Below are 24,794 nucleotides of genomic sequence, written 5' to 3' on the forward strand. Positions count from 1 at the left end.
GTCGCACCTGTCGTATGTCTTTCGAGTTGTTGGCCACCGACGGCAAGGCCCGTCGCGGTCGCCTGACCTTTCCGCGTGGCGTGGTCGAGACCCCGGCGTTCATGCCGGTGGGCACCTACGGCACGGTCAAGGGCATGTTGCCGCGTGATATCGAGGCCACCGGTGCGCAGATGATTCTGGGCAACACCTTCCACTTGTGGCTGCGTCCGGGCACCGAGGTCATCAAAGGCCACGGCGACCTGCACGATTTCATGCAGTGGAAAGGGCCGATTCTGACCGACTCTGGCGGTTTTCAGGTGTTCAGCCTGGGCGCCATGCGCAAGATCAAGGAGGAGGGCGTGACCTTCGCCTCTCCGGTCGATGGCGCCAAGGTGTTCATGGGCCCGGAAGAGTCGATGCAGGTCCAGCGTGATCTGGGCTCGGACGTTGTGATGATTTTCGACGAATGCACGCCGTACCCGGCCGACGAAGACGTAGCGCGTGTCTCCATGGAACTGTCGTTGCGCTGGGCCAAGCGCTCCAAGGTCGCGCACGGCGAAAACACTGCCGCGCTGTTCGGCATTGTTCAGGGTGGCATGCACGAGAACCTGCGCAAGCGTTCGCTAGAAGGCCTGGATGAGATCGGCTTTGACGGCCTGGCGATTGGCGGTCTGTCGGTGGGCGAGCCCAAGCACGAGATGATCAAGGTGCTGGATTACCTGCCGGGCCTTATGCCAGCAGACAAACCTCGTTACTTGATGGGTGTAGGCAAGCCCGAAGATCTGGTCGAAGGTGTGCGCCGTGGCGTTGATATGTTCGATTGTGTCATGCCGACCCGCAACGCCCGCAACGGCCACCTGTTCATCGATACCGGTGTGCTGAAAATCCGTAACGCGTTCCATCGCCACGACAATACGCCGCTGGATCCGACCTGCGATTGCTACACCTGCAAGAACTTCTCGCGCGCTTATCTGCATCACCTGGACAAGTGCGGCGAAATGCTGGGGAGCATGCTCAATACGATCCACAATTTGCGGCACTACCAGCTGCTCATGGCTGGTTTGCGCGAGGCTATTCAACAGGGTACATTGGCCGCCTTCGTCGATGCCTTCTATGCCAAACGCGGCCTTCCAACGCCGCCTCTGGGTTGAAACAGAACGAGTTTTTCCTGCTTTTTATACTAATTATGTAACTGGAGCGACAAATGAGCTTTTTCATCTCTCCCGCTTTTGCGGATGCTGCTGCACCGGCTGCCGGTCCTGCGGGCAGTGGTTTCGAGTGGATCTTTCTGGTCGGCTTTCTGGTCATCTTCTATCTGATGATCTGGCGTCCACAGGCCAAGCGCGCCAAAGAGCAGAAAAACCTGCTGGGCAACCTGCAGAAAGGCGACGAAGTCGTGACCAGCGGCGGTATCGCCGGCAAGATCAACAAAGTGACCGATGACTTCGTGGTAATCGAAGTGTCCGACACTGTTGAGCTGAAAATCCAGAAAGGCGCCATCGCGGCCACTCTGCCTAAAGGCACCCTGAAAGCGATCTGAGTAGCAACTTTTACCCATCGACGGGGCGCGCAAGGCGCCCCGCGTTTTAAGCGGGCGGCGTGATGCTGAACAAATACCCTCTGTGGAAATACGTACTGATCCTGGCGGTGCTGGTGGTCGGTTTCATTTATTCCGCACCCAATCTCTACCCTGATGATTCTGCCATCCAGATCAGCGGCGCGAGCACTGCGCTGCAAGTCAATCAGGCAGACGTGGATCGTGCAGCCAAGGCGCTTACCGATGCCGGCATCTCGGTCAAGGCTTCTTCTCTGGCCGAGAATGGCAAGGGCGGTTTGTTGCGTCTGAGCAAGCAGGAAGATCAGTTACCAGCCAAGGATGTCGTGCGCAAGGCGTTGGGTGATGACTATGTAGTCGCACTGAACCTGGCGCGTACAACGCCGACTTGGTTGCGCAATCTGGGCGCAAGCCCGATGAAGCTCGGCCTCGACCTGTCCGGTGGTGTGCACTTCCTGCTGGAAGTCGACATGGACAAGGCGATCGATGCGCGTCTGAAAGTCTACGAAGGCGAAGTCAAATCCCTGTTGCGCAAGGAAAAGGCGCGTTATCGCAGCCTGCCGCAGCTGGGCAATGTGATTCAGCTGGGCTTTACCGATGATGCAGAGCGCGAGCAGGCTCGTGCGCTGGTGCGCAAGACCTTCACCGATTTCGAGATCACGCCTGCCGAGCTGAACGGTATTCCCGTGCTGCGCATGGCGCTGACCCCGGCCAAACTGGCCGAAATTCGCGAATACTCGATCAAGCAGAACCTGACCACCGTCCGTAACCGGGTCAACGAGTTGGGTGTTGCCGAGCCGCTGGTTCAGCGTCAGGGTGCCAACCGCATCGTGGTCGAGCTGCCGGGTGTGCAGGACACGGCCGAAGCCAAGCGTATTCTGGGCAAGACCGCCAACCTCGAGTTCCGTCTGGGTGCAGGCCCGGATGATTCGAAGGGCACTACCGAGATGTTCGAATTCCGCGAGGGCGGACGTCCGGCAGCGGCGGTAGAGCGTGGTCTGATCATCACCGGCGACCAGGTGACTGACGCCAAGGCCAGTTTCGACGAGCATGGCCGTCCACAGGTGAACATCAACCTTGATGGTCACGGTGGCGAACTGATGAGTCGCGCAACCCGCAGCAATGTGGGTCGCAGCATGGCGGTGATCTTCATCGAGCAACGTCCGACCACCACCTACACCAGGCAGATGGTCAACGGCGTCGAAAAAGACGTGCCGGTGCAGACCTTCAAGGAAGAAAAGAAAATCATCAGCCTGGCGACCATCCAGTCGCCGCTGGGCAGTCAGTTCCGGATTACCGGTCTGAATGGTCAGGGTGAGTCTTCCGAGCTGGCGCTGCTGTTGCGCGCGGGTGGTCTGGCCGCGCCGATGTACTTCGCTGAAGAGCGCACCATCGGTCCGAGCCTGGGTGCCGACAACATCACCAAGGGTATCGACGCTTCCCTGTGGGGCATGCTGTTCGTATCCATCTTCATCATGGCGATCTACCGCTTCTTCGGTCTGATCGCTACCGTTGCCCTGGCCCTGAACATGGTCATGCTGCTGGCGCTGATGTCCTTGCTGGGTGCCACACTGACCCTGCCGGGTATCGCCGGTATCGTGTTGACCATGGGTATGGCGGTGGATGCCAACGTGTTGATCTTCTCGCGGATCCGTGAAGAGATCGCCAATGGCATGACGGTGCAACGCGCTATCAACGAAGGTTTCGATCGTGCCTACACGGCGATCCTCGACGCCAACCTGACGACGCTGCTGGTCGGCGGCATTCTCTTTGCGATGGGCACCGGCCCGGTCAAAGGGTTTGCGGTGACCATGTCGCTCGGGATCTTTACCTCGATGTTCACGGCCATCATGGTGACCCGCGCTATGGTCAACCTGATCTACGGCGGTCGTGACTTCAAGAAGTTGTGGATTTAAGGGGCTGCCATGTTACGTACCATCAACTTCATGGGCGTTCGCAATGTTGCGTTCGCCATCACGATGCTCCTTACCGCACTGGCGTTGTTCAGCTGGTTCCATAAAGGGCTCAACTTTGGTCTGGACTTCACCGGCGGTACGCTCATCGAGCTGACCTACGAGCGTCCTGCCGATCTGGGCAAGGTTCGTCAGGAGCTGGTTTCGGCCGGCTACCACGAAGCTGTTGTGCAGAGCTTTGGCGCCACGACTGACTTGCTGGTGCGCATGCCGGGTGAAGACCCGCAATTGGGCACTCAGGTCGCTGAAGCGCTGCGCAAGGCCGGTGCCGATAACCCGGCAGTGGTCAAGCGTGTCGAGTTCGTCGGCCCGCAGGTCGGCGAAGAGCTGCGTGATCAGGGTGGCCTCGGCATGCTGATGGCGCTGGGCGGTGTTCTGATCTACCTGGCGTTCCGCTTCCAGTGGAAGTTTGCCGTCGGCGCGATCATTTCGCTGATCCACGACGTGGTCGTGACGATGGGTATCCTGTCGTTCTTCCAGATTACTTTCGACCTGACGGTATTGGCGGCGGTGCTGGCGATCATCGGTTACTCGCTGAACGACACCATTGTGGTCTTCGACCGTGTTCGCGAAAACTTCCGCCTGCTGCGCAAGGCTTCGCTGATCGAGAATATCAACATCTCCACCACGCAGACATTGCTGCGCACCATTGCTACCTCGGTTTCGACCCTGTTGGCGATCTCTGCATTGTGGGCGTTCGGTGGCGACAGCCTGGAAGGCTTCTCCATTGCGTTGTTCATCGGTGTGCTGGCGGGTACCTACTCGTCGATCTACATCGCCAACGTGGTGCTGATCTGGCTGAACCTGACCACCGAGGACCTGATCCCTCCGGTGGTTGTCGAGAAGGCTGACGATCTCCCGTAGGTCCGGCCATCATAAAAAAGGCGCGAGTTCTGAACTCGCGCCTTTTTTTATGCTCCAAGGCTAGGCATTGCGCAGTCATGCTGCGTTTCGATTGGTCAGGAGGTTCAAGTGAACAAGTCTATGCTTGTTGGTGCTGTGTTAGGTGCTGCTGTGGTAACTGCTGGCGGCGCCGTTGCCACCTATAGCCTGGTCAAGGGTGGTCCTGAATACGCGGACGTATTGGCCGTCGAGCCAATCAATCAGCAGATCAAAACCCCCCGTGAAGTTTGCAAGGACGTAACCGTTACCCGTCAGGCGCCGGTCAAGGACCAGCACCAGATCGTGGGCAGCGTCATCGGCGCAGTTGCCGGTGGTCTGCTCGGCAATCAGGTCGGCGGCGGCAACGGCAAGAAGCTCGCAACCGTAGCAGGTGCGGTCGGTGGCGGTTACGCAGGTAATAAGGTGCAGGAAGGCATGCAGGAGCGTGATACCTACACTACGACGCAGAACCGTTGCACCACCGTTAACGATGTGAGCGACAAGGTGGTGGGCTACAACGTCAAGTACAAGCTGAACGAGAAGGTCGGTCAGGTTCGCATGGCGAGCGATCCAGGCAGCCGCATTCCGGTCGACAAAGAAGGTCAGCTGATACTGGGTCAGGCGCAATAACGCCTGCCGCTGAGCTTCTTCAAGGCATAAAAAAACCGGCGAAAGCCGGTTTTTTTACATCTGCAGCTTAGCGCTTGAGCGAGGCGGGCAGGTGCGGTGCGATGGCTGTCAGAACGGCCTTGAAGCACTTGGTGTTGCCGGCGACGATGTGGCCTTTTTCAAGGAAGTCGTGACCGCCGGTGAAATCGCTGACCAGGCCGCCTGCTTCCTGAATCAGCAGTGCGCCTGCGGCCATATCCCACTCGGACAGGCCCGACTCCCAGAACGCATCGAAACGACCGGCAGCGACATAGGCCAGGTCGAGGCTGGCAGCGCCTGCACGACGAATGCCGGCGGTCTGGCCGACCAGGCTGCGGAACATACCCAGGTAGTTTTCGAGGTTGTCCATCTGGTTGTCACGGAACGGGAAGCCCGTGCCCAGCAGGGCGCCTTCCAGGCTCTTGCGCTGGCTGACGCGCAGGCGGCGACCGTTCAGGGCTGCGCCGCGACCACGGCTGGCGGTGAATTCTTCCTGGCGAACCGGGTCCAGAATGACGGCGTGCTCAAGACGACCGCGGTATTTGCAGGCAATGCTGACTGCGAAGTGAGGAATGCCGCGAACGAAGTTGGTGGTGCCGTCCAGTGGGTCGATGATCCACAGGTAGTCGGTGCCTTCGCCGCTGCCTTCGTGCATGCCGCTTTCTTCGCCAAGGATGCCGTGAGTCGGATAGGCCTTGCGCAGGGCGGTGATGATGCTCAGCTCGGCGGCACGGTCGATCTCTGTGACGTAGTCTTTGGCTTCTTTTTCGTCAACCTTGATGGTATCCAAGCGCTCGATGGAGCGGAAAATCAATTCGCTGGCGCTGCGGGCGGCGCGCAGCGCGATATTCAGCATGGGCTGCATGGACAATTCACCTAAGGTTGTTAAAGAGAGCCGGGCATTCTATGGGCTGATTCGAATTATTTCCAGCCTTGCGTTGTTACGGTTGTCGGGTTCGCGTGTGTTTTTTTACCTCGCGGGCGGGCCGTCACGATCTTCAGGGGTGCACGGCTTCATAGCGCTAGGCGAGTCGTTTCTGTAAGATTTGCCCCCCTAATTCGCATCAGTGAGCATTCGCCTTGTTGCAGAACATCCGTGTTGTCCTGGTCGGCACTACCCATCCCGGAAATATCGGCGGTGCCGCTCGCGCCATGAAAAACATGGGGCTCACGCGTCTGGTACTGGTCGATCCTCGCATCTTTCCTTCGCCCGATGCCGATGCACGGGCGTCGGGCGCCACCGATATTCTCGAAGGCGCGCAGGTTGTTGCGACCCTTGAAGAGGCTTTGGTCGGCTGTCGTCTGGTGCTCGGCACCAGTGCGCGTGATCGCAGTCTGCCGTGGCCGTTGCTTGATCCGCGGGCGTCCGGTGAGAAAGTCATCGAGCAGGCCGGGGAGCGCGCTGAAGTGGCGCTGGTCTTTGGTCGCGAGCATGCCGGCCTGACCAACGAAGAACTGCAGCGCTGTCACTTCCATGTGCACATTCCGTCGGACCCCACGTTCAGCTCGCTCAACCTCGCCGCTGCCGTGCAAGTGCTCAGCTATGAAGTGCGCATGGCCTGGCTGGCGGCTTCGGTGCAGGCCGGCGAGGGCGAAACGCCCAAGGCCGCGTCGGCGCATAACGCCGAGCTGGCGACGATGGATGAGATGGAAGGTTTCTATGGTCATCTGGAAACCACGCTGGTGAACATCGGCTTCCTTGACCCGGAAAAACCGCGGCACCTGATGGCGCGGCTGCGCAGGCTGTTCGGTCGCAGTGAAGTGGAGCGCTCCGAGCTGAGTATTCTGCGCGGCGTCCTGACCGAAACCCAGAAAGCCGCACGCGGTGAACCCTACAAGCGGAAGGACCAGTAATGTTCGAGCGTCTGCGAGAAGACATTCAAAGCGTATTTCATCGCGACCCTGCGGCGCGCAATGCTTTTGAAGTGCTGACCTGCTACCCGGGCATGCATGCCATCTGGCTGCACCGTTTCGCTCATGTTCTGTGGCGCAATGGCTGGAAATGGCTTGCGCGAGTGGTGTCCAGCTTCGGTCGCTGGATGACCGGTGTCGAGATTCATCCGGGCGCACGCATAGGCCGTCGCTTCTTCATTGATCACGGCATGGGCATAGTGATCGGCGAAACCGCCGAAATCGGCAATGACGTGACGCTTTATCAGGGGGTGACCCTGGGCGGTACCAGCTGGAACGCCGGCAAGCGCCACCCCACGCTGGAAGACGGCGTGGTCGTGGGTGCCGGTGCCAAGGTGCTCGGGCCGTTTACCGTGGGTGCAGGCGCCAAGATCGGTTCCAATGCCGTGGTGACCAAGGCCGTGCCTGCGGGCGCGACTGCCGTGGGTATTCCGGGGCGCATCATCGTCAAGTCCGACGACGAAACCGAAGCCAGGCGCAAGGTCATGGCGGAAAAGCTTGGCTTCGATGCCTATGGTGTCAGTGGCGACATGCCAGACCCCATCGCCCGTGCCATCGGTCAGATGCTGGATCACCTGCAGGCGGTCGATGGCCGTCTTGAAGGCATGTGCGACGCCCTCGGCAGGCTGGGCAGCGATTATTGCGCCAAAGACCTTCCCGAGTTACGCAACGAGGTCTTCGACTGTGTCAAGGATGCTCGCGAAGACACCGTCGGCTAGCGTACCCAGACTGCGTGGCGCGTGCCATTGCGCCGCAGCTTTGCTATGATGCAGCCCGCACTTTTCGCTAATCCCGACTGTTTTACTTGGTCTAATAGTTGACTAATTTGCTCGGGAATAGCATACTCGCTCTCATTCCGAACCTCTGCGGTATACGCCATGCGACTGACTACTAAAGGCCGATACGCTGTGACAGCCATGCTTGACCTGGCGTTGCATGCGCAGAACGGGCCAGTGTCTCTGGCCGACATCTCCGAGCGGCAGGGTATTTCCCTGTCTTATCTCGAGCAGCTGTTCGCCAAACTGCGTCGCGGCAATCTGGTTTCCAGTGTTCGCGGTCCGGGCGGCGGTTATCAGCTGTCTCGTGACATGAAAGGCATCCAGGTCGCCCAAGTCGTCGACGCGGTCAATGAATCGGTCGATGCCACGCGTTGTCAGGGGCTGGGTGATTGCCACGCTGGCGATACCTGCCTGACCCACCACTTGTGGTGCGATCTGAGCCAGCAGATTCACGAATTTCTAAGCGGTATCAGCTTGGCGGATCTTGTCACTCGCCGTGAGGTACAAGAAGTCGCTCAGCGCCAGGATATGCGCCGTGGTCATAACCACACGTCGCAACTGGGTAAGATCGAAACGTCCGCCGTCGAATGAACGCAGATGAATGAGCGGTGCGCCTGCCTGATAGGAGAGCTTCAATGAAATTGCCGATTTACCTCGATTACTCCGCGACGACCCCGGTCGACCCGCGTGTCGCGCAGAAAATGATCGAATGCCTGACGGTCGAAGGAAACTTCGGCAACCCTGCATCGCGCTCCCACGTTTTTGGCTGGAAAGCTGAAGAGGCGGTCGAGAACGCGCGTCGTCAGGTCGCCGATCTGGTCAGTGCCGACCCTCGTGAAATCGTCTGGACTTCGGGTGCCACCGAATCCAACAACCTGGCGATCAAGGGTGTTGCGCATTTCTATGCCAGCAAAGGCAAGCACCTGATCACTTCGAAAGTTGAGCACAAGGCTGTGCTGGACACAACGCGCCAACTGGAGCGTGAAGGTTTTGAAGTGACCTACATCGAGCCGGGCGAAGACGGTCTGATCACGCCATCGATGATTGAAGCCGCACTGCGCGACGACACCATTCTGGTGTCGATCATGCACGTGAACAACGAAATCGGCACCATCAACGACATCGCTGCCATTGGTGAACTGACCCGTTCGCGTGGCGTGCTGTTCCACGTTGACGGTGCCCAGTCGACCGGCAAGGTTGAAATCGATCTGGCCAGCCTCAAGGTTGACCTCATGTCGTTTTCCGCACACAAGACCTACGGTCCGAAGGGTATCGGCGCGCTGTACGTCAGCCGCAAACCGCGGGTCCGCCTTGAAGCGGCCATGCACGGCGGTGGTCACGAGCGCGGCATGCGTTCCGGTACGCTGGCGACGCACCAGATTGTCGGTATGGGTGAAGCGTTCCGTATCGCCAAGGAAGAAATGGCCGCTGAAAGCGTGCGTATCAAAGCGCTGAGCGATCGCTTCTACAAGCAAGTCGAAAACCTGGAAGAGCTCTACGTCAACGGCAGCCTGACTGCCCGCGTACCGCACAACCTGAACCTGAGCTTCAACTATGTCGAAGGCGAGTCGCTGATCATGGCGCTCAAGGACCTGGCGGTATCGTCCGGTTCGGCCTGTACGTCGGCCTCGCTTGAGCCGTCGTATGTACTGCGCGCTCTGGGTCGTAACGACGAACTGGCGCACAGCTCGATTCGCTTCACCTTCGGTCGTTTCAGCACTGAAGAAGAGATCGATTACGCCGCGCAGAAGGTGTGCGAGGCTGTTACCAGGCTGCGTGCACTTTCGCCGCTGTGGGACATGTTCAAAGACGGCGTCGATATCTCCAAGATCGAGTGGGCGGCGCACTAACTTAAAGCTGCCTTCAAGACAGGTCATGTGCAACACCGGCGTGACCTGCAGAGCGGCTCCCTGATGTGAGAGGAACAGAATCATGGCTTACAGCGAAAAGGTCATCGACCACTACGAAAACCCGCGCAACGTCGGCAAGATGAACGCGGAAGACCCTGATGTGGGCACCGGCATGGTCGGCGCTCCTGCGTGCGGCGACGTGATGCGCCTGCAGATCAAGGTCAACGAGCACGGCGTTATCGAAGACGCCAAGTTCAAGACCTACGGCTGCGGCTCGGCAATTGCCTCCAGCTCGCTGGCCACCGAGTGGATGAAGGGCAAGACTCTGGATGAAGCAGAGACCATCAAAAACACTCAACTGGCTGAAGAGCTGGCGCTGCCTCCGGTAAAGATCCACTGCTCGGTACTCGCCGAAGACGCCATCAAGGCGGCTGTTCGTGACTATAAGCAGAAGAAAGGCCTGCTGTAAGCGGGTCTTCCAAAAGAAGTCAGAGACAAGTAAGGAGCTCCGATGGCTATCAGCATGACAGAAGCTGCCGCTAACCACGTACGCCGTTCCCTCGACGGGCGCGGCAAGGGTGATGGCGTTCGTCTGGGTGTTCGCACCACAGGCTGTTCAGGTCTCGCCTATGTGCTCGAGTTCGTCGATGAGGCGGCCAGCGAAGACACCGTATTTGAACTGCACGGTGTCAAGGTGATCATCGACCCGAAAAGCCTGGTCTATCTGGATGGCACCGAGCTCGATTTCGTGCGTGAAGGGTTGAACGAAGGCTTCAAGTTCAACAACCCCAATTCGCGCGGTGAGTGCGGCTGTGGCGAAAGCTTCAACGTCTGAGGCTCTTTATTGTGGGCAGTCCCTGTCATTTTGCCCTGTTCGAACTCAAGCCCGAGTTTCAGCTTGATCTCGACCAGTTGGCAAAGCGCTACCGTGAACTGGCGCGCAACGTCCACCCGGATCGCTTCGCTGACGCTCCCGAGCGTGAGCAGCGTCTGGCGCTGGAGCGTTCAGCCAGTCTCAATGAAGCCTATCAGACCCTGAAGAGCCCGCCGAAACGGGCGCGCTACCTTCTGGCAATGAATGGCAACGAGGTGCCGCTTGAGGTCACCGTGCACGATCCTGAATTTCTTCTGCAGCAGATGCAATTGCGCGAAGATCTTGAGGACTTGCAGGACGAGGCCGATCTTGCCGGGGTGGCGACCTTCAAGCGTCAGCTCAAGGTCGCTCAGGACGAGTTGAACCAGAGCTTCGCTGCCTGTTGGAATGACGCTGCACAGCGCGAGCACGCTGAAAAGCTGATGCGGCGTATGCAGTTTCTCGACAAGCTTTCTCACGAAGTGCGCCAGTTAGAAGAGCGCCTCGACGATTAACCCCGCGCAGCCCCGGCTGCGCGCCAGTGATTATTCTGAACAGCATGGCCTTACTGCAAATCGCCGAACCCGGCCTGAGTCCTCAACCGCACCAGCGTCGACTGGCTGTGGGTATCGACCTTGGCACCACCAATTCTCTGGTTGCTGCAGTGCGCAGCGGCCTGTCCGAACCGCTGGCCGATGCAGAAGGGCAGGTTATCCTGCCGTCTGCCGTTCGCTATCACGCGGATCGCGTCGAAGTGGGGCAGGCGGCGAAAGCCGCGGCCTCGCAGGACCCGTTCAACACCGTGCTGTCAGTCAAGCGCCTGATGGGCCGTGGCCTGTCCGACGTCAAGCAGTTGGGTGAGCAGTTGCCTTACCGCTTCGTCGGCGGTGAATCGCACATGCCGTTCATCGACACTGTTCAGGGGGCTAAAAGCCCGGTTGAAGTGTCTGCCGACATTCTCAAGGTGTTGCGTCAGCGTGCTGAGGCGGCGCTGGGCGGCGAACTGGTCGGTGCGGTCATCACTGTTCCGGCCTATTTCGACGACTCTCAGCGTCAGGCGACCAAAGATGCCGCCAAGCTGGCCGGCCTGAACGTGCTGCGCCTGCTCAATGAGCCGACCGCTGCGGCTGTTGCCTACGGCTTGGACCAGAAAGCCGAGGGCGTGATCGCCATCTACGACCTGGGCGGCGGGACCTTTGATATTTCGATCCTGCGCCTGACGGGCGGCGTCTTTGAAGTACTGGCCACCGGCGGTGATACCGCGCTGGGCGGTGACGATTTCGATCATGCGATTGCCAGCTGGATCGTCGCCGACGCCGGCCTGTCTGCCGATCTGGACCCTTCCGCACAGCGCAGCCTGTTACAGGCGGCCTGCTCGGCCAAGGAAGCGCTGACCGACGCCGAGTTCGTCGAGGTTGCTCATGGCGATTGGCGCGGCACCCTGACTCGCGACGCGCTCAATGCGCTGATCGAGCCGATGATCGCGCGTAGCCTGAAAGCCTGCCGTCGTGCGGTGCGTGACACCGGCATCGAGCTTGAAGAAGTCGAGGCGGTGGTCATGGTCGGTGGTTCGACCCGTGTTCCGCGTGTGCGTGAGGCCGTCGCTGAATTGTTCGGCCGTCAGCCGCTGACCCAGATTGACCCGGATCAAGTGGTGGCCATTGGGGCTGCGATCCAGGCCGATACACTGGCAGGCAACAAGCGTGATGGCGGCGAACTGCTGTTGCTCGACGTGATTCCGCTTTCGCTGGGGCTCGAAACCATGGGCGGGCTCATGGAAAAGGTCATTCCGCGCAACACCACGATCCCGGTAGCGCGTGGCCAGGAATTCACCACTTACAAAGATGGCCAGACGGCCATGAAAATTCATGTTCTGCAGGGCGAGCGCGAGCTGGTCAGCGATTGCCGTTCCCTGGCGCGTTTTGAATTGCGTGGCATCCCGCCGATGGTCGCGGGTGCGGCAAAGATTCGTGTCACCTTCCAGGTCGATGCAGACGGTTTGCTCAGCGTTTCGGCGCGTGAAATGGGCTCGGGTATCGAGTCGAGCATCCAGGTCAAGCCGTCCTACGGCCTGACTGATGGCGAAATCACCCGCATGCTCAAGGATTCCTTCGCGTACGCCGGTGACGACAAGGTTGCCCGCGTGCTGCGTGAGCATCAGGTTGACGCCGAGCGTCTGCTTGAAGCCGTTCAGGGCGCGCTGGACGCCGATGGCGAGCGTCTTCTCGACGAAGAAGAGCGCCTGGTTATCAACCTGCAGATGGACGAACTCCGTGAACTGATGCAAGGCACCGATGGTTATGCCATCGAGCAGCAGACCAAGCGTCTGTCGCAGGTGACCGATGCATTTGCTGCCCGACGCCTAGATTCGACGGTAAAAGCCGCACTGGCCGGGCGCAACTTGAATGAGATTGAGGAATAACTGATGCCGCAGGTAATTTTTCTGCCCCACGACAAGCTTTGCCCGGACGGGCTGGTTGTAGAAGCTGAGCCCGGTACGTCTATTCTCGAGATCGCCCACGAGCACCACATCGAGATCGAGAGCGCCTGTGGTGGCGTGTGTGCCTGCACTACCTGTCACTGTGTCATTCGCGAAGGTTTCAGTTCGCTGAATGAAGCGGACGAGCTGGAAGAGGACATGCTCGACAAAGCCTGGGGCCTGGAAGCGCAATCGCGTCTATCCTGTCAGGCAATTGTCGGCACAGAAGACCTGACCGTCGAAATTCCCAAGTATTCGCTCAACCACGCTGCCGAAGCGCCGCACTGATTCAAGGATTGCTCATGAGTCTCAAATGGGTTGATGTGCAGGAAATTGCTATCCAGCTGGCTGAAAGCCACCCGGAAGTAAATCCGCTCACTGTGAGTTTCCCCAAGCTGCGTGGCCTGGTGATGGCCTTGCCTGAATTCGATGACCACCCGGACCGCAGCGGGGAAAAAGTCCTCGAAGCGATCCAGACATTGTGGATCGAAGAGCTGGATTGACGTTCAGTAACGTACGCCGTTAGGCAATACACCAGAACCCGCGTATAATTCGCGGGTTTAATTTTTCGCTTCAATCACTGTTTCTGGAGTTTCACCATGGCTGTTCAACGTACTTTCTCCATCATCAAGCCTGACGCCGTTGCAAAGAACGTAATCGGCGAGATCACCACTCGTTTCGAAAAAGCCGGTCTGCGCGTTGTCGCTTCCAAACTGAAGCAGCTGTCCAAGGCCGAAGCTGAAGGTTTCTACGCTGAGCACAGCGCTCGTGGTTTCTTCGGCGACCTGGTTGCTTTCATGATCTCCGGCCCGGTTGTCGTTCAGGTTCTGGAAGGCGAAAACGCTATCGCTCTGAACCGTGAGCTGATGGGCGCTACCAACCCTAAAGAAGCTGCTGCCGGCACCATCCGCGCTGACTTCGCTGATTCCATCGACGCCAACGCTGTACACGGTTCCGATTCGGAAGCCGCCGCTGCTCGCGAAATCTCGTACTTCTTCGCAGCTACCGAAGTAACCGCTCGCTAAGTCATTTTTGACTGACTAGTGAAGGGTGAATTCATGATTGCATCGACTGGTAAAACCAACCTGCTGGGGCTGACTCAACAGGAAATGGAGAAATTCTTCGACTCTATCGGGGAGAAGCGCTTCCGTGCCGGTCAGGTCATGAAGTGGATTCACCACTTCGGCGTCGATGATTTCGACGCAATGACGAACGTCAGCAAGGCCCTGCGCGAGAAGCTCAAGGCCTGCGCTGAAGTTCGCGGTCCTGAAGTGGTCAGCGAGGACATCTCCACCGACGGCACCCGCAAGTGGGTGGTGCGTGTAGAGTCCGGCAGCTGTGTCGAGACCGTTTATATTCCGCAGGGCAAGCGTGGCACCTTGTGTGTTTCGTCCCAGGCGGGCTGTGCCCTGGATTGCAGTTTCTGCTCCACCGGCAAACAAGGCTTCAACAGCAACCTCACCGCCGCCGAAGTTATCGGCCAGGTGTGGATTGCCAACAAATCCTTTGGCAGCGTCCCGGCTACCGTCGACCGTGCCATCACCAACGTGGTGATGATGGGCATGGGTGAGCCGCTGCTGAATTTCGACAATGTCATTGCCGCCATGCGTCTGATGATGGATGACCTGGGGTATGGCATTTCCAAGCGCCGGGTGACGTTATCCACCTCCGGTGTGGTGCCGATGATCGACGAGCTTTCCAGGCATATCGACGTCTCGCTGGCCCTGTCGCTGCACGCGCCGAACGACGCGCTGCGCAACCAGTTGGTGCCGATTAACAAGAAATACCCGTTGCAGATGCTTCTTGAGTCCTGCCGTCGCTACATGTCCAGTCTGGGCGAAAAACGTGTGCTCACCATCGAGTACACCATGCTCAAGGACATCAACGACAAGGTCGAGCACGCGGTCGAGATGATCGAGTTGCTCAAGGACACACCTTGCAAGATCAACCTGATCCCGTTCAACCCGTTTCCGCACTCCGGTTACGAGCGCCCAAGCAATAACGCAATCCGTCGTTTTCAGGACCTGTTGCATCAGGCCGGTTATAACGTCACTGTGCGCACCACGCGCGGTGAAGACATCGATGCTGCATGCGGCCAGTTGGTCGGGCAGGTGATGGATCGCACGCGCCGTAGTGAACGCTACATTGCTGTGCGTGAGTTGAGCGCCGACGTCGATACGGCGCCGGCTGCAGCCACTCGAACCTGACTGCGAACCTGACCGAGAGAGACTCCATGTCTGTGCGTGCCTCGTTGCTGCTATGTGCTGTCGTGTTGCTGACGGGGTGCGTGTCCACGGGCAACGTCAACCCGATGACCACGACGCAGGGGCGTGAAGAGGCGCGCAGGGCCTACGTGCAGCTGGGGCTCGGCTACTTCGAGCAGGGTCAGACCGAGCGCGCCAAGGTTCCGCTGAAAAAGGCACTTGAGCTCGACAGTTCAGATGCGCAGGCCAATGCTGCGCTGGCGCTGGTGTTTCAGACCGAAATGGAGCCGCAACTGGCCGAGCAATACTTTCGCAAGGCGCTGGCTTCCAGTAACAACGAAACACGCATCGTCAATAATTACGGCAGCTTTCTGTTCGAGCAAAAGCGTTACCAGGAAGCTTACGAGCGGTTTGAGCAGGCCGCTGCCGACAACCTGTATCCTGAGCGGTCACGGGTCTTTGAAAGTCTGGGCATGACCTCGCTCAAGCTGGGCAATCGTGAGCAGGCCCGCGAGCAATTCACCAAGGCGCTGCGTCTGGATCGTCAACAGCCGCGTTCGTTACTGGAAATGGCTCAGTTGTATTACGAAGACAGGCAATATGTGCCCGCACGTGATTATTACGACCGTTTTAGCCAACTCAGTGAGCAAAATGCACGTAGTCTATTGCTCGGCACACGTTTGGCGAAGGTCTACGATGACCGCAACAAGGCAGCCAGCTATGGCCTGCAATTGAAAAGACTCTATCCCGGTACGCCGGAATATCAGCAATACCTGTCGGAGCAATGATGAAAGCGGCGCATCCCGAAGTTGTAGCAACCACCCGCGTGAACCCTGGAGAAACACTGCGCCAGGCCCGCGAGAGCAGGAGCTGGTCGCTGCCAGATGTGGCTTTGAGGCTGAACCTCACCGTGACCTCCCTGAGCAATCTGGAGAACGGTAATTTTGAAAAGTTGCCTGGGCATACGTTTGCCCGGGGCTATGTGCGTGCCTACGCCAAACTGCTTGGCCTTGATCAGACCGCGCTGGTCGAACAGTTCGACCAGTTTACCGGCACCGACGGCAAGGGCAGCTCTGTTCACGCCCTGGGCCGTATCGAAGAGCCTGTCAGGCTGTCACACAACATTCTGCGTATCGTCAGTCTTTTATTGCTGGTCATACTGGTCGGTGGCGGGTTTGTCTGGTGGCAGGATCAGGCTTCATTGCGCGGCAAGGATCAGTCCGGGCTGAACATGGAGCACGTCGAGGTCGAGAGCGCCGACGGCACTACCCAGATCCACCCGCTCGACGAGCCGGAAGAGCCTGCCGTGGTTGAAGCCCCGCCCGCAGGTCAGACCTCGTTGCCGCTGAACGCTGGTGCGCCTGCCAGTGAGGCACCGAGCGCTGCCCCTGCTGCCCCTGCTTCCGGTCATGCTACTGCTCAGTCGCAGGCCCCTGCTGTGGCGACACCGCCTGTCAGCACCACACAAGCGCCAGTGGCGTCGCCCAACGTACCGTCCATGCCGACGACCCCTGCCGAGCAACCCGCGCCTGTCATGGCCGGTGCCGGTCAGGTCAGCGTGCAGTTTGTCGCCGATTGCTGGACCCAGGTCACTGACGGAAACGGTAAAGTGCTGGTCAGCGGCCTCAAGCGCAAGGGCGAGACCCTCGACGTCAGCGGCAAGCCACCTTTGACCCTGCGTCTGGGCTTCGCGCGCGGTGCGCAGGTCAGCTATAACGGTCAGGCGGTAGACGTGGCACCTTTCACCAGCGGCGAGACTGCTCGCCTGAAGCTAGGGCAATAAGTCATGCACGGCGAATCTCCGATCAAGCGTCGCGAATCCCGAAAAATATGGGTCGGTTCTGTACCGGTCGGCGGCGATGCGCCGATTGCTGTGCAGAGCATGACCAACAGCGATACCAATGATGTGGCGGCCACTGTTGCGCAGATCAATCGTCTGGAAGCGGCCGGTGTCGATATCGTGCGCATCTCCGTACCGGACATGGATGCTGCCGAGGCTTTCGGTCGCATCAAGCAACTGGTCAAGGTGCCACTGGTCGCCGATATCCATTTCGATTACCGCATCGCGTTGCGCGTGGCAGAGCTGGGTGTCGACTGTCTGCGTATCAACCCTGGCAACATCGGTCGTGAAGACCGCGTGCGCGCGGTTGTCGACGCGGCGCGTGATCGCGGCATACCGATCCGTATCGGCGTCAACGCCGGTTCGCTGGAAAAAGACCTGCAGAAGAAGTATGGCGAGCCCACGCCAGAGGCGTTGGTAGAGTCGGCGCTGCGTCATGTGGAGCACCTTGAGCGCCTGAACTTCAAGGACTTCAAGGTCAGCGTCAAGGCCTCCGATGTGTTCATGGCGGTCGCTGCTTATCGCCTGCTGGCCAAACAGATTGTCCAGCCGCTGCATCTGGGAATCACCGAAGCCGGTGGCTTGCGTTCGGGCACCGTGAAATCGGCTGTCGGTCTCGGTATGCTGCTTGCCGAAGGGATTGGCGATACTATCCGCATCTCGCTGGCCGCTGACCCGGTCGAAGAGGTGAAGGTCGGGTATGACATTCTCAAATCGTTGCGCCTTCGTTCCCGTGGGATCAACTTCATCGCCTGTCCGAGCTGCTCGCGGCAGAACTTTGATGTGGTCAAGACCATGAACGAGCTGGAAGGTCGCCTCGAAGATTTGCTGGTGCCACTTGATGTCGCGGTGATCGGCTGTGTGGTCAACGGTCCTGGCGAAGCCAAGGAGGCGCATATCGGCCTCACGGGCGGTACGCCGAACCTGATCTACATCGACGGCAAGCCCGCGCAGAAACTGACCAATGACAATCTCGTGGATGAGCTTGAACGCTTGATTCGCGAGAAAGCGGCCGAAAAGACCGCAGCCGACGCCTCGGTCATCGTGCGCGGCTAACCAGGATTGCTAAGGATTTTCTGTGAGTAAGTCTCTACAAGCCATTCGTGGCATGAACGACATTCTGCCCGAGCAGACGCCCCTGTGGCGTCACTTTGAGGGCACTGTTTCGCGTTTGCTGGATAACTACGGTTACCGGCAGATTCGTATGCCTGTCGTCGAATTTACCGACCTGTTCAAGCGCTCTATCGGCGAAGTGACCGATATCGTCGAAAAAGAGATGTACACCTTCGCCGACCGTAACGGCGACTCTCTGACCCTGCGCCCGGAAGGCACTGCCGCCTGTGTGCGTGCGGTTCTTGAACACGGTATTACCGGTGGCGGTCAGGTTCAGAAACTGTGGTACATCGGGCCGATGTTTCGCCACGAGCGTCCACAGAAAGGCCGCTATCGCCAGTTTCACCAGATCGGTGTCGAGGTTTTCAATCTTGACGGCCCGGACATCGATGCAGAACTGATCGTCATGACCTGGCGGCTGTGGGGCATGCTGGGCATTCGCAATGCGGTCAAGCTTGAGCTGAACAGCCTGGGCACCAGCGAGGCGCGTGCGCGTTACCGCGATGCGCTGGTCGAGTTTCTTTCGGCCCATCTTGATCAACTGGATGAAGACAGCCAGCGTCGCCTGAAAACCAATCCGCTGCGTGTACTGGACACCAAACACCCTGAAACCCAGGCTGTGCTGGTCGATGCGCCCAAGCTGGCGGATTACCTGGATGACGAGTCGCGCATCCACTTCGACGGCCTCAAGGCCCGTCTGGACGCCGCCGGCATTCCTTATGTCATCAACCCCAAGCTGGTACGCGGGCTGGATTACTACAGCAAGACTGTTTTCGAATGGGTCACTGATCAACTGGGTGCCCAGGGTACGGTCTGCGCGGGCGGTCGTTACGACGGTCTGGTCGAGCAGATGGGCGGCAAGCCCACTGCCGGCGTCGGTTTTGCAATGGGCATCGAGCGGCTGGTATTGCTGCTTGAAACCCTTGAGCAGGTTCCCGAAGAAATTGCCCGTCAGGTCGATGTCTACCTGTGTGCCTTCGGCGAAGCGGCCGAACTGGCTGCGCTGGCGCTGACCGAACAGGTCCGTGACCGGTTGCCCAACCTGCGCCTGCAGGTCAACGCCGGTGCGGGCAGCTTCAAGAGCCAGTTCAAGAAGGCTGACAAGAGCGGCGCGCTGTACGCGCTGATCCTCGGTGAAGAAGAACTGGCTGCAAAGATCATAGGCGTCAAACCCCTGCGTGGTCAGGGTGAACAACAAAATATTGCCTGGGACGCTCTGTCAGAGCACCTGGCCTCCTGCGTTGTGCAGGGTTGAAGCTGATTAACAGCCGTTTTGCGAATAGGAGTATTGGGGTGTCGGGTACCGAAGATGAAGAGCTGGCGGTAATGAAGGACTGGTGGCAGCGCAACGGCAAACCTTTGCTGACCGGTGGTTTGCTGGCGCTGGTTGTGGTCTTGGGTTGGCAGTTCTGGCACAGGTATCAAGCCAGCCAGTCGCAGGGCGCCTCGATGCTTTATCAGCAACTGCTGGAAACCGCATTGACGCCAAGTGGTCAGGCCGACACCGCGCGTGTTGCCGAGATATCCGGCAAACTGAAGAGCGAATTCGGTGGCACTACCTATGCACAGTTCGGTAGCCTGTTCGTCGCTAAGGTGGCGGTCGATGCCGGCAAGCTGGACGACGCTGCTGCCGAGCTGAAAGCCGTGGCCGACAAGCCTGCCAACGACACGCTGGGTGAAATCGCCCGTCAGCGTCTGGCTCGCGTGCTGGCTGCGCAGAACAAGACCGATGACGCGCTGAAACTGCTCGCCGGCGATGCCGACAAGGCATTCCTCGCCAGTCGTGAAGAACTCAAGGGTGACCTGCTCGAGCAGCTGGGTCGTACCGACGAGGCACATGCTGCATACCAAAAGGCCAAATCTGCGCTGTCCGAAGACGCAGCGGTAGGCGGCCTGCAAATGAAGCTCGACGATCTGGCGAAAGGGGATGCGTGACGTGATTCGTTGGAAACATGCAGCATTGCTGGCTCTGGCCATTCTGGCCGCGGGTTGCAGCAGCAACAGCAAAAAGGAATTGCCTCCGGCCGAGCTGACCGACTTCAAAGAAGAAGTGGTTCTGCACAAGCAGTGGAGCCGTTCGATTGGTGACGGCCAGGGCAAGACCTACAACATGATGGTCCCGGCCATTGATGGCGACCGTATTTATGCGGCTGACGTCACTGGCGAAGTTTTTTCGCTGGATCGTCTGACCGGTGACGTGATCTGGAAGAAAGATCTCGATCTTCCGGTTTCCGGCGCTGTAGGTGTGGGCTACGGCCTGGTGATGATCGGCACCCTCAAGGGTGAAGTGGTCGCCATGGACGCCTCGACCGGCGAAGAAAAATGGCGCGCCCGCGTAACCAGTGAAGTGCTGGCTCCGCCTGCCACCAACGGTTCCGTGGTTGTGGTTCAGACTCAGGATGACCGTGTTGTCGGCTTTGATGCCTCCACCGGCTCCCAGCTCTGGATCTACGAAAGCACGCCAGCGGTGCTGACACTGCGCGGCACCGGTGCTCCACTGGCCACCAACCGCCTCGCTGTAGCGGGTCTGTCGACCGGCAAAGTCGTCGCGCTGGATATTTCCAATGGCGTGCCGATCTGGGAACAGCGCGTAGCGATCCCTAAAGGTCGCTCGGAACTGGACCGCGTGGTCGATATCGACGGTGGCCTGCTGCTGTCCGGCGGTACACTGTACGTCGCTACCTATCAGGGTCGAGTTGCCGGCCTGGAACTGGAAAGCGGTCGTGTGCTGTGGCAGCGTGATGCTTCAAGCTACTCGGGCGTTGCCCAAGGCTTTGGCAGTGTTTACGCAACCCTGGCCTCCGGCACTGTCGAAGGCATCGACGAGCGCTCGTCCTCTGCACTGTGGAGCAACGAATCGCTGGCTCGCCGCCAACTGGGCGCACCGGAAGTGTATTCAAGCTATGTAGCAGTGGGTGACATGGAAGGCTACCTTCACCTGTTGAGCCAGGTCGACGGTCGTTTTGTCGGTCGCGAGCGCATTGACAGCGACGGCCTGCGTGCTCGTCCGCTGGTGGTTGGGGACATGATTTACGTGTATGGCAACAGCGGCAAACTGGAAGCGCTGTCCATCAAGCAATAAGTGTCCATGCCCGGGGCTGCTGGCCCCGGGTGCCCTTGCTCAGGCAAGGCTGCGGTGTGCACCGCTCCGAACTCCGGCCGCTGCCCTGCAGCGGCTTTTGTATTTTCTGAAATAACGAAGTGGAGAGCCTAATGGTTCCCGTAATCGCCCTGGTGGGTCGACCGAACGTCGGCAAGTCCACCATGTTCAACCGCCTGACCAGGACCCGCGACGCTATTGTCGGCGATCTGTCCGGTCTTACCCGTGATCGCCAATACGGAGAGGCGAAGTGGCAAGGGCGCTCCTATATTCTGATCGACACCGGCGGTATTTCCGGTGACGAGCATGGCATGGACGAAAAAATGGCCGAGCAATCGCTGCTCGCCATTGAAGAAGCCGATGTGGTGCTGTTTCTGGTGGACGCCCGTGCGGGCTATACCGCCGCTGATCAGATGATTGGTGAGCACCTGCGCAAGCGCAACAAACGTTCTTACGTGGTTGCCAACAAGATCGACAACATCGATGAGAACCTGGCGCGTGCCGAGTTCAGCCCGATGGGGCTGGGCGATGCCATTCCGGTGGCCGGTGCCCACGGTCGCGGCATCTCGCAGATGCTCGAAATCGCCCTGCGCGAATTCCCCAAGGACGAGGATGAGCTCGAAGAAGGTGAAGTCGAGGAAGTTGCCGAAGGTCAGGAAGCCAAGCGCATTCCCGGCCCGAGCGAAAAAGACGGCATCAAGATCGCTATCATCGGCCGCCCGAACGTCGGCAAATCGACGCTGGTCAACCGTATGCTCGGCGAAGACCGGGTTATCGTCTATGACGAGCCCGGCACCACCCGCGACAGTATCTACATTCCCTTCGAGCGTAACGAAGAGAAGTACACGCTGATCGACACCGCCGGTGTGCGCAAGCGCGGCAAGATCCACGAAGAAGTAGAAAAGTTCTCCGTGGTCAAGACGCTGCAGGCCATCAAGGACGCCAACGTGGTGATCTTCGTGATGGACGCCCGTGAAGGTGTGGTCGACCACGACCTCAACCTGCTGGGCTTCGCACTTGAAGCGGGGCGTGCACTGGTCATCGCACTGAACAAGTGGGATGGCATGACGCCGGGCGAACGTGACTTCGTGAAAATCGAGCTGGAACGCCGATTGTTCTTCGTTGATTTCGCGGATATCCACTTCATCTCGGCCTTGCATGGCACGGGCGTGGGTAACCTGTATCAGTCGGTACAGAACTCGTTCAAATCTGCGGTAACGCGCTGGCCTACCAGCCGCCTGACCCAGATTCTGGAAGATGCGGTCAGCGAGCACGCACCACCGATGGTCGGCAGCCGCCGCATCAAGCTGCGCTACGCTCACTTGGGCGGCGCCAACCCGCCGTTGATCGTGATTCACGGTAATCAGGTCGAAAAAGTACCCAAGTCCTACGTCCGTTACCTGGAAAACACCTATCGCCGTGTGCTCAAGCTGGTCGGTACGCCGATCCGCATCGAGTTCAAGGGTGGCGAGAACCCGTATGAAGGCAACAAGAACACGCTGACTGACCGTCAGGTCAACAAGAAGCGTCGAATGATGTCGCACCACAAGAAAGCTGACAAGAAGCGCCGCGACAAGCGCTGAGTCAGCCACTTCAAAAAGGGCGCTTCGGCGCCTTTTTTTGTACGTGTTTTTTGAGCTATTCTGGTTGGCCCGGGCCGTTCTGGTTGCGGAGAGATTGCAGGGAAAGGGTTTCATGATCGACAGCAAGTTGCCCAATGTGGGCACCACTATCTTCACCGTCATGTCACAACTGGCCGCCGAAACCGGCGCGATCAACCTGTCCCAGGGGTTTCCCGATTTTGACGGGCCGCAGGCGCTGCGCGATGCGGTCTGCCGACATATCACTCAAGGCCATAACCAATATTCACCCATGACCGGTCTGCCTGCACTTCGTCAGCAGGTCGCGGCCAAGATCGCTCGCAGCTATGGGCGTGAGATCAACCCGGACAGCGAAATCACCATAACGCCCGGCGCGACCCAGGCGATTTTCTGCGCCATCCATTCGGTCATTCGTCCCGGCGACGAAGTCATCATTTTTGACCCGTGCTACGACAGCTACGAGCCTGCGGTGGAGCTGGCCGGTGGGCGCTGCGTGCATGTGCAACTTGGGCTGGACGACTTCTCCATCGACTGGCAAAAACTCAGCGATGCACTGAGCCCGCGCACGCGCATGATCGTCATCAACAGCCCGCATAACCCGAGCGGCGCACTGATCAGCCGTGCCGAGCTGGATCGGCTGGCGGCGCTGATTGCCGACCGTGACATCTACCTGCTCAGCGATGAGGTGTACGAACATCTGGTCTTCGACGGCGCGCGGCATGTCAGCGTGCTTGATCACGATGAGTTGTATCAGCGTGCGTTTGTGGTCAGCTCGTTCGGCAAGACCTATCACGTCACCGGCTGGAAAACCGGCTATGTGGTCGCGCCGCCAGCGTTGACCGCCGAGTTGCGCAAGGTGCATCAGTACGTCAGTTTTTGTGGCGTGACACCGCTGCAATACGCACTGGCCGACTTCATGGCCGAGCATCCCGAGCATGTTGATGAGCTGCCGGGGTTCTATCAGGCCAAGCGGGATTACTTCTGTAATCAGTTGGCGGATTCACGTTTCAGCTTCAAGCCAGTTGGCGGTACGTATTTCCAGTTGGTGGATTACTCGCAGATCAGGCCTGACCTGAACGATGTCGACATGGCCCTGTGGATGACCCGTGAGCACGGCGTGGCGAGCATTCCCATTTCTGTGTTCTATCAGAGCCCGCCGTCTGGGCAGCGCTTGATCCGCCTGTGCTTTGCCAAACAGGAAGACACGCTGCGTCTGGCTGCGGAGAAACTATGCGCGATATAAGCGATCTGCCAAACCTGAACATCGCGCTGATTCAGACGACTCTGGCGTGGCATGACCGCGAAGCCAATTTCGAACATTTCGCGCCGTTGCTGGATCAGGCGCAAGGTGTCGATCTGGTGATCCTGCCTGAAATGTTCACCACCGGGTTTTCGATGGAGTCCGAGATGCTGGCGGAACCGGAGGCTGGGCCGACATCGACGTGGTTACTGGCACAAGCCAAGCGCATCAATGCGGTTGTGACCGGCAGTGTGATTATTCGCGACGCCGATGGCAGTCATCGTAATCGCCTGCTGTGGGCGCGGCCGGATGGCGAGTTGTTGCACTACGACAAGCGCCACCTGTTTCGCATGGCCAGCGAGCACGAGCATTACACGCCGGGCGAGCGCCAGGTGACGTTTGAGCTCAATGGTTGGCGTATCCGGCCGCTGATCTGCTACGACCTGCGTTTCCCGGTATGGAGCCGTGATGCAGAGGGTACGGACCTGTTGCTGTACACCGCCAACTGGCCCGGCGCTCGACGTTTGCACTGGAACCGGTTGCTACCTGCCAGGGCGATTGAAAACCTGTGTTACGTTGCGGCGGTCAATCGGGTCGGGTCTGACGGCAAGGGCTTCGCGTACACCGGTGACAGTCAGGTTCTGGATTTTCAGGGTGAGAGCCTGTTGGGCGTCGGAGAAGCTGACGGCGTCTTTCGCGCAACACTGAGTGCCTCGGACCTGCAGGCCTATCGCACGCGCTTTCCAGCAGGGCTGGACGCTGACTCTTTTAATATTCAATAAAATTA

At 59.0% G+C, this 24,794-nt stretch carries 27 protein-coding genes; 26 read left to right on the top strand and 1 reads right to left on the bottom strand.

The annotated features are described in order from the left end of the window. Positions 1-14: 14 nt before the first annotated feature. The 5 genes from tgt to QRN38_RS07715 all read left to right on the top strand — a co-directional run bounded on the left by tgt (position 15) and on the right by QRN38_RS07715 (position 5,019). Positions 15-1,130 carry a tRNA guanosine(34) transglycosylase Tgt gene (tgt, locus tag QRN38_RS07695; RefSeq protein WP_005736309.1) on the top strand — a complete coding sequence of 372 codons (1,116 nt, stop codon included), beginning with the start codon at positions 15-17 and terminating at the stop codon, positions 1,128-1,130. 53 nt (positions 1,131-1,183) lie between these two features. Next, the gene (gene yajC, locus QRN38_RS07700; RefSeq protein WP_002552468.1) at positions 1,184-1,519 is read left to right on the top strand and encodes a preprotein translocase subunit YajC; all 336 of its coding nucleotides are present in this window, start codon (positions 1,184-1,186) and stop codon (positions 1,517-1,519) included. 62 nt (positions 1,520-1,581) lie between these two features. After that, the gene (gene secD / locus QRN38_RS07705) at positions 1,582-3,450 is read left to right on the top strand and encodes a protein translocase subunit SecD (protein ID WP_005771039.1); all 1,869 of its coding nucleotides are present in this window, start codon (positions 1,582-1,584) and stop codon (positions 3,448-3,450) included. Between the two features lie 9 nt (positions 3,451-3,459). Continuing rightward, positions 3,460-4,371 (top strand): protein translocase subunit SecF, encoded by a 912-nt coding sequence (secF, locus tag QRN38_RS07710; protein WP_003380592.1) that lies wholly within the window; start codon positions 3,460-3,462, stop codon positions 4,369-4,371. A 108-nt stretch (positions 4,372-4,479) separates the two neighbouring features. After that, positions 4,480-5,019, top strand: coding sequence for a glycine zipper 2TM domain-containing protein (locus QRN38_RS07715; RefSeq protein WP_007247086.1), 540 nt, complete (start codon positions 4,480-4,482; stop codon positions 5,017-5,019). Positions 5,020-5,086: 67 nt separating this feature from the next. Here QRN38_RS07715 and suhB read toward each other — a convergent pair whose 3' ends face one another. Beyond that, a complete protein-coding gene (suhB, locus tag QRN38_RS07720; protein WP_003380594.1) occupies positions 5,087-5,902 on the bottom strand; it encodes a type III secretion system regulator SuhB in 816 nt (271 codons plus the stop codon). Positions 5,903-6,117: 215 nt separating this feature from the next. Between suhB and trmJ the strand changes: the two genes are divergently transcribed. The 21 genes from trmJ to QRN38_RS07825 all read left to right on the top strand — a co-directional run bounded on the left by trmJ (position 6,118) and on the right by QRN38_RS07825 (position 24,789). Continuing rightward, positions 6,118-6,891: a tRNA (cytosine(32)/uridine(32)-2'-O)-methyltransferase TrmJ gene (trmJ, locus tag QRN38_RS07725; RefSeq protein ID WP_057419087.1), complete on the top strand. Its 774-nt coding sequence runs from the start codon at positions 6,118-6,120 to the stop codon at positions 6,889-6,891. Further along, the gene (gene cysE, locus QRN38_RS07730) at positions 6,891-7,667 is read left to right on the top strand and encodes a serine O-acetyltransferase (protein ID WP_007247084.1); all 777 of its coding nucleotides are present in this window, start codon (positions 6,891-6,893) and stop codon (positions 7,665-7,667) included. The genes trmJ and cysE overlap by 1 nt, the downstream gene beginning before the upstream one ends. A gap of 159 nt (positions 7,668-7,826) precedes the next feature. Continuing rightward, entirely contained in the window at positions 7,827-8,318 is a 492-nt protein-coding gene (gene iscR, locus QRN38_RS07735; RefSeq protein ID WP_003380601.1) for a Fe-S cluster assembly transcriptional regulator IscR, read from the top strand. Positions 8,319-8,362: 44 nt separating this feature from the next. Next, positions 8,363-9,577 carry an IscS subfamily cysteine desulfurase gene (locus tag QRN38_RS07740; RefSeq protein ID WP_005771029.1) on the top strand — a complete coding sequence of 405 codons (1,215 nt, stop codon included), beginning with the start codon at positions 8,363-8,365 and terminating at the stop codon, positions 9,575-9,577. A gap of 82 nt (positions 9,578-9,659) precedes the next feature. After that, positions 9,660-10,046: a Fe-S cluster assembly scaffold IscU gene (gene iscU / locus QRN38_RS07745; RefSeq protein WP_003380603.1), complete on the top strand. Its 387-nt coding sequence runs from the start codon at positions 9,660-9,662 to the stop codon at positions 10,044-10,046. A 42-nt stretch (positions 10,047-10,088) separates the two neighbouring features. Continuing rightward, positions 10,089-10,412, top strand: coding sequence for an iron-sulfur cluster assembly protein IscA (iscA, locus tag QRN38_RS07750; RefSeq protein WP_003380604.1), 324 nt, complete (start codon positions 10,089-10,091; stop codon positions 10,410-10,412). 11 nt (positions 10,413-10,423) lie between these two features. Further along, positions 10,424-10,945, top strand: coding sequence for a co-chaperone HscB (gene hscB, locus QRN38_RS07755; protein WP_057419088.1), 522 nt, complete (start codon positions 10,424-10,426; stop codon positions 10,943-10,945). 44 nt (positions 10,946-10,989) lie between these two features. Next, complete coding sequence (gene hscA / locus QRN38_RS07760; protein WP_057419116.1) at positions 10,990-12,852, top strand: Fe-S protein assembly chaperone HscA; 1,863 nt, start codon at positions 10,990-10,992, stop codon at positions 12,850-12,852. A 3-nt stretch (positions 12,853-12,855) separates the two neighbouring features. Further along, complete coding sequence (gene fdx, locus QRN38_RS07765) at positions 12,856-13,197, top strand: ISC system 2Fe-2S type ferredoxin (protein WP_007247080.1); 342 nt, start codon at positions 12,856-12,858, stop codon at positions 13,195-13,197. A gap of 14 nt (positions 13,198-13,211) precedes the next feature. Then, a complete protein-coding gene (gene iscX, locus QRN38_RS07770; RefSeq protein WP_003314176.1) occupies positions 13,212-13,412 on the top strand; it encodes a Fe-S cluster assembly protein IscX in 201 nt (66 codons plus the stop codon). A 96-nt stretch (positions 13,413-13,508) separates the two neighbouring features. Then, a complete protein-coding gene (gene ndk, locus QRN38_RS07775; protein ID WP_002552482.1) occupies positions 13,509-13,934 on the top strand; it encodes a nucleoside-diphosphate kinase in 426 nt (141 codons plus the stop codon). A 33-nt stretch (positions 13,935-13,967) separates the two neighbouring features. After that, positions 13,968-15,116 (top strand): dual-specificity RNA methyltransferase RlmN, encoded by a 1,149-nt coding sequence (gene rlmN, locus QRN38_RS07780; protein WP_007247079.1) that lies wholly within the window; start codon positions 13,968-13,970, stop codon positions 15,114-15,116. A gap of 26 nt (positions 15,117-15,142) precedes the next feature. After that, positions 15,143-15,901 (top strand): type IV pilus biogenesis/stability protein PilW, encoded by a 759-nt coding sequence (pilW, locus tag QRN38_RS07785; RefSeq protein ID WP_005771019.1) that lies wholly within the window; start codon positions 15,143-15,145, stop codon positions 15,899-15,901. Next, entirely contained in the window at positions 15,901-16,896 is a 996-nt protein-coding gene (locus QRN38_RS07790; RefSeq protein WP_057419089.1) for a RodZ domain-containing protein, read from the top strand. Before pilW ends, QRN38_RS07790 begins: the two co-directional genes overlap by 1 nt. Positions 16,897-16,899: 3 nt before the next feature. Beyond that, positions 16,900-18,009: a flavodoxin-dependent (E)-4-hydroxy-3-methylbut-2-enyl-diphosphate synthase gene (gene ispG, locus QRN38_RS07795; RefSeq protein WP_003380613.1), complete on the top strand. Its 1,110-nt coding sequence runs from the start codon at positions 16,900-16,902 to the stop codon at positions 18,007-18,009. A gap of 22 nt (positions 18,010-18,031) precedes the next feature. Beyond that, positions 18,032-19,321 carry a histidine--tRNA ligase gene (gene hisS / locus QRN38_RS07800; protein WP_032710990.1) on the top strand — a complete coding sequence of 430 codons (1,290 nt, stop codon included), beginning with the start codon at positions 18,032-18,034 and terminating at the stop codon, positions 19,319-19,321. A 38-nt stretch (positions 19,322-19,359) separates the two neighbouring features. Continuing rightward, entirely contained in the window at positions 19,360-20,001 is a 642-nt protein-coding gene (locus QRN38_RS07805; protein WP_003380615.1) for a YfgM family protein, read from the top strand. Continuing rightward, the gene (bamB, locus tag QRN38_RS07810; RefSeq protein ID WP_005771013.1) at positions 19,994-21,148 is read left to right on the top strand and encodes an outer membrane protein assembly factor BamB; all 1,155 of its coding nucleotides are present in this window, start codon (positions 19,994-19,996) and stop codon (positions 21,146-21,148) included. The genes QRN38_RS07805 and bamB overlap by 8 nt, the downstream gene beginning before the upstream one ends. Before the next feature lie 131 nt (positions 21,149-21,279). Beyond that, positions 21,280-22,749 carry a ribosome biogenesis GTPase Der gene (der, locus tag QRN38_RS07815; RefSeq protein ID WP_003380618.1) on the top strand — a complete coding sequence of 490 codons (1,470 nt, stop codon included), beginning with the start codon at positions 21,280-21,282 and terminating at the stop codon, positions 22,747-22,749. Between the two features lie 112 nt (positions 22,750-22,861). Further along, positions 22,862-24,010, top strand: coding sequence for a pyridoxal phosphate-dependent aminotransferase (locus QRN38_RS07820; RefSeq protein ID WP_057419090.1), 1,149 nt, complete (start codon positions 22,862-22,864; stop codon positions 24,008-24,010). Continuing rightward, entirely contained in the window at positions 23,998-24,789 is a 792-nt protein-coding gene (locus QRN38_RS07825; protein ID WP_057419091.1) for an amidohydrolase, read from the top strand. Before QRN38_RS07820 ends, QRN38_RS07825 begins: the two co-directional genes overlap by 13 nt. Positions 24,790-24,794: the final 5 nt, after the last annotated feature.

The sequence above is a fragment of the Pseudomonas sp. CFBP2511 genome, assembly GCF_030209255.1.
GTDB lineage: Bacteria > Pseudomonadota > Gammaproteobacteria > Pseudomonadales > Pseudomonadaceae > Aquipseudomonas > Aquipseudomonas avellanae.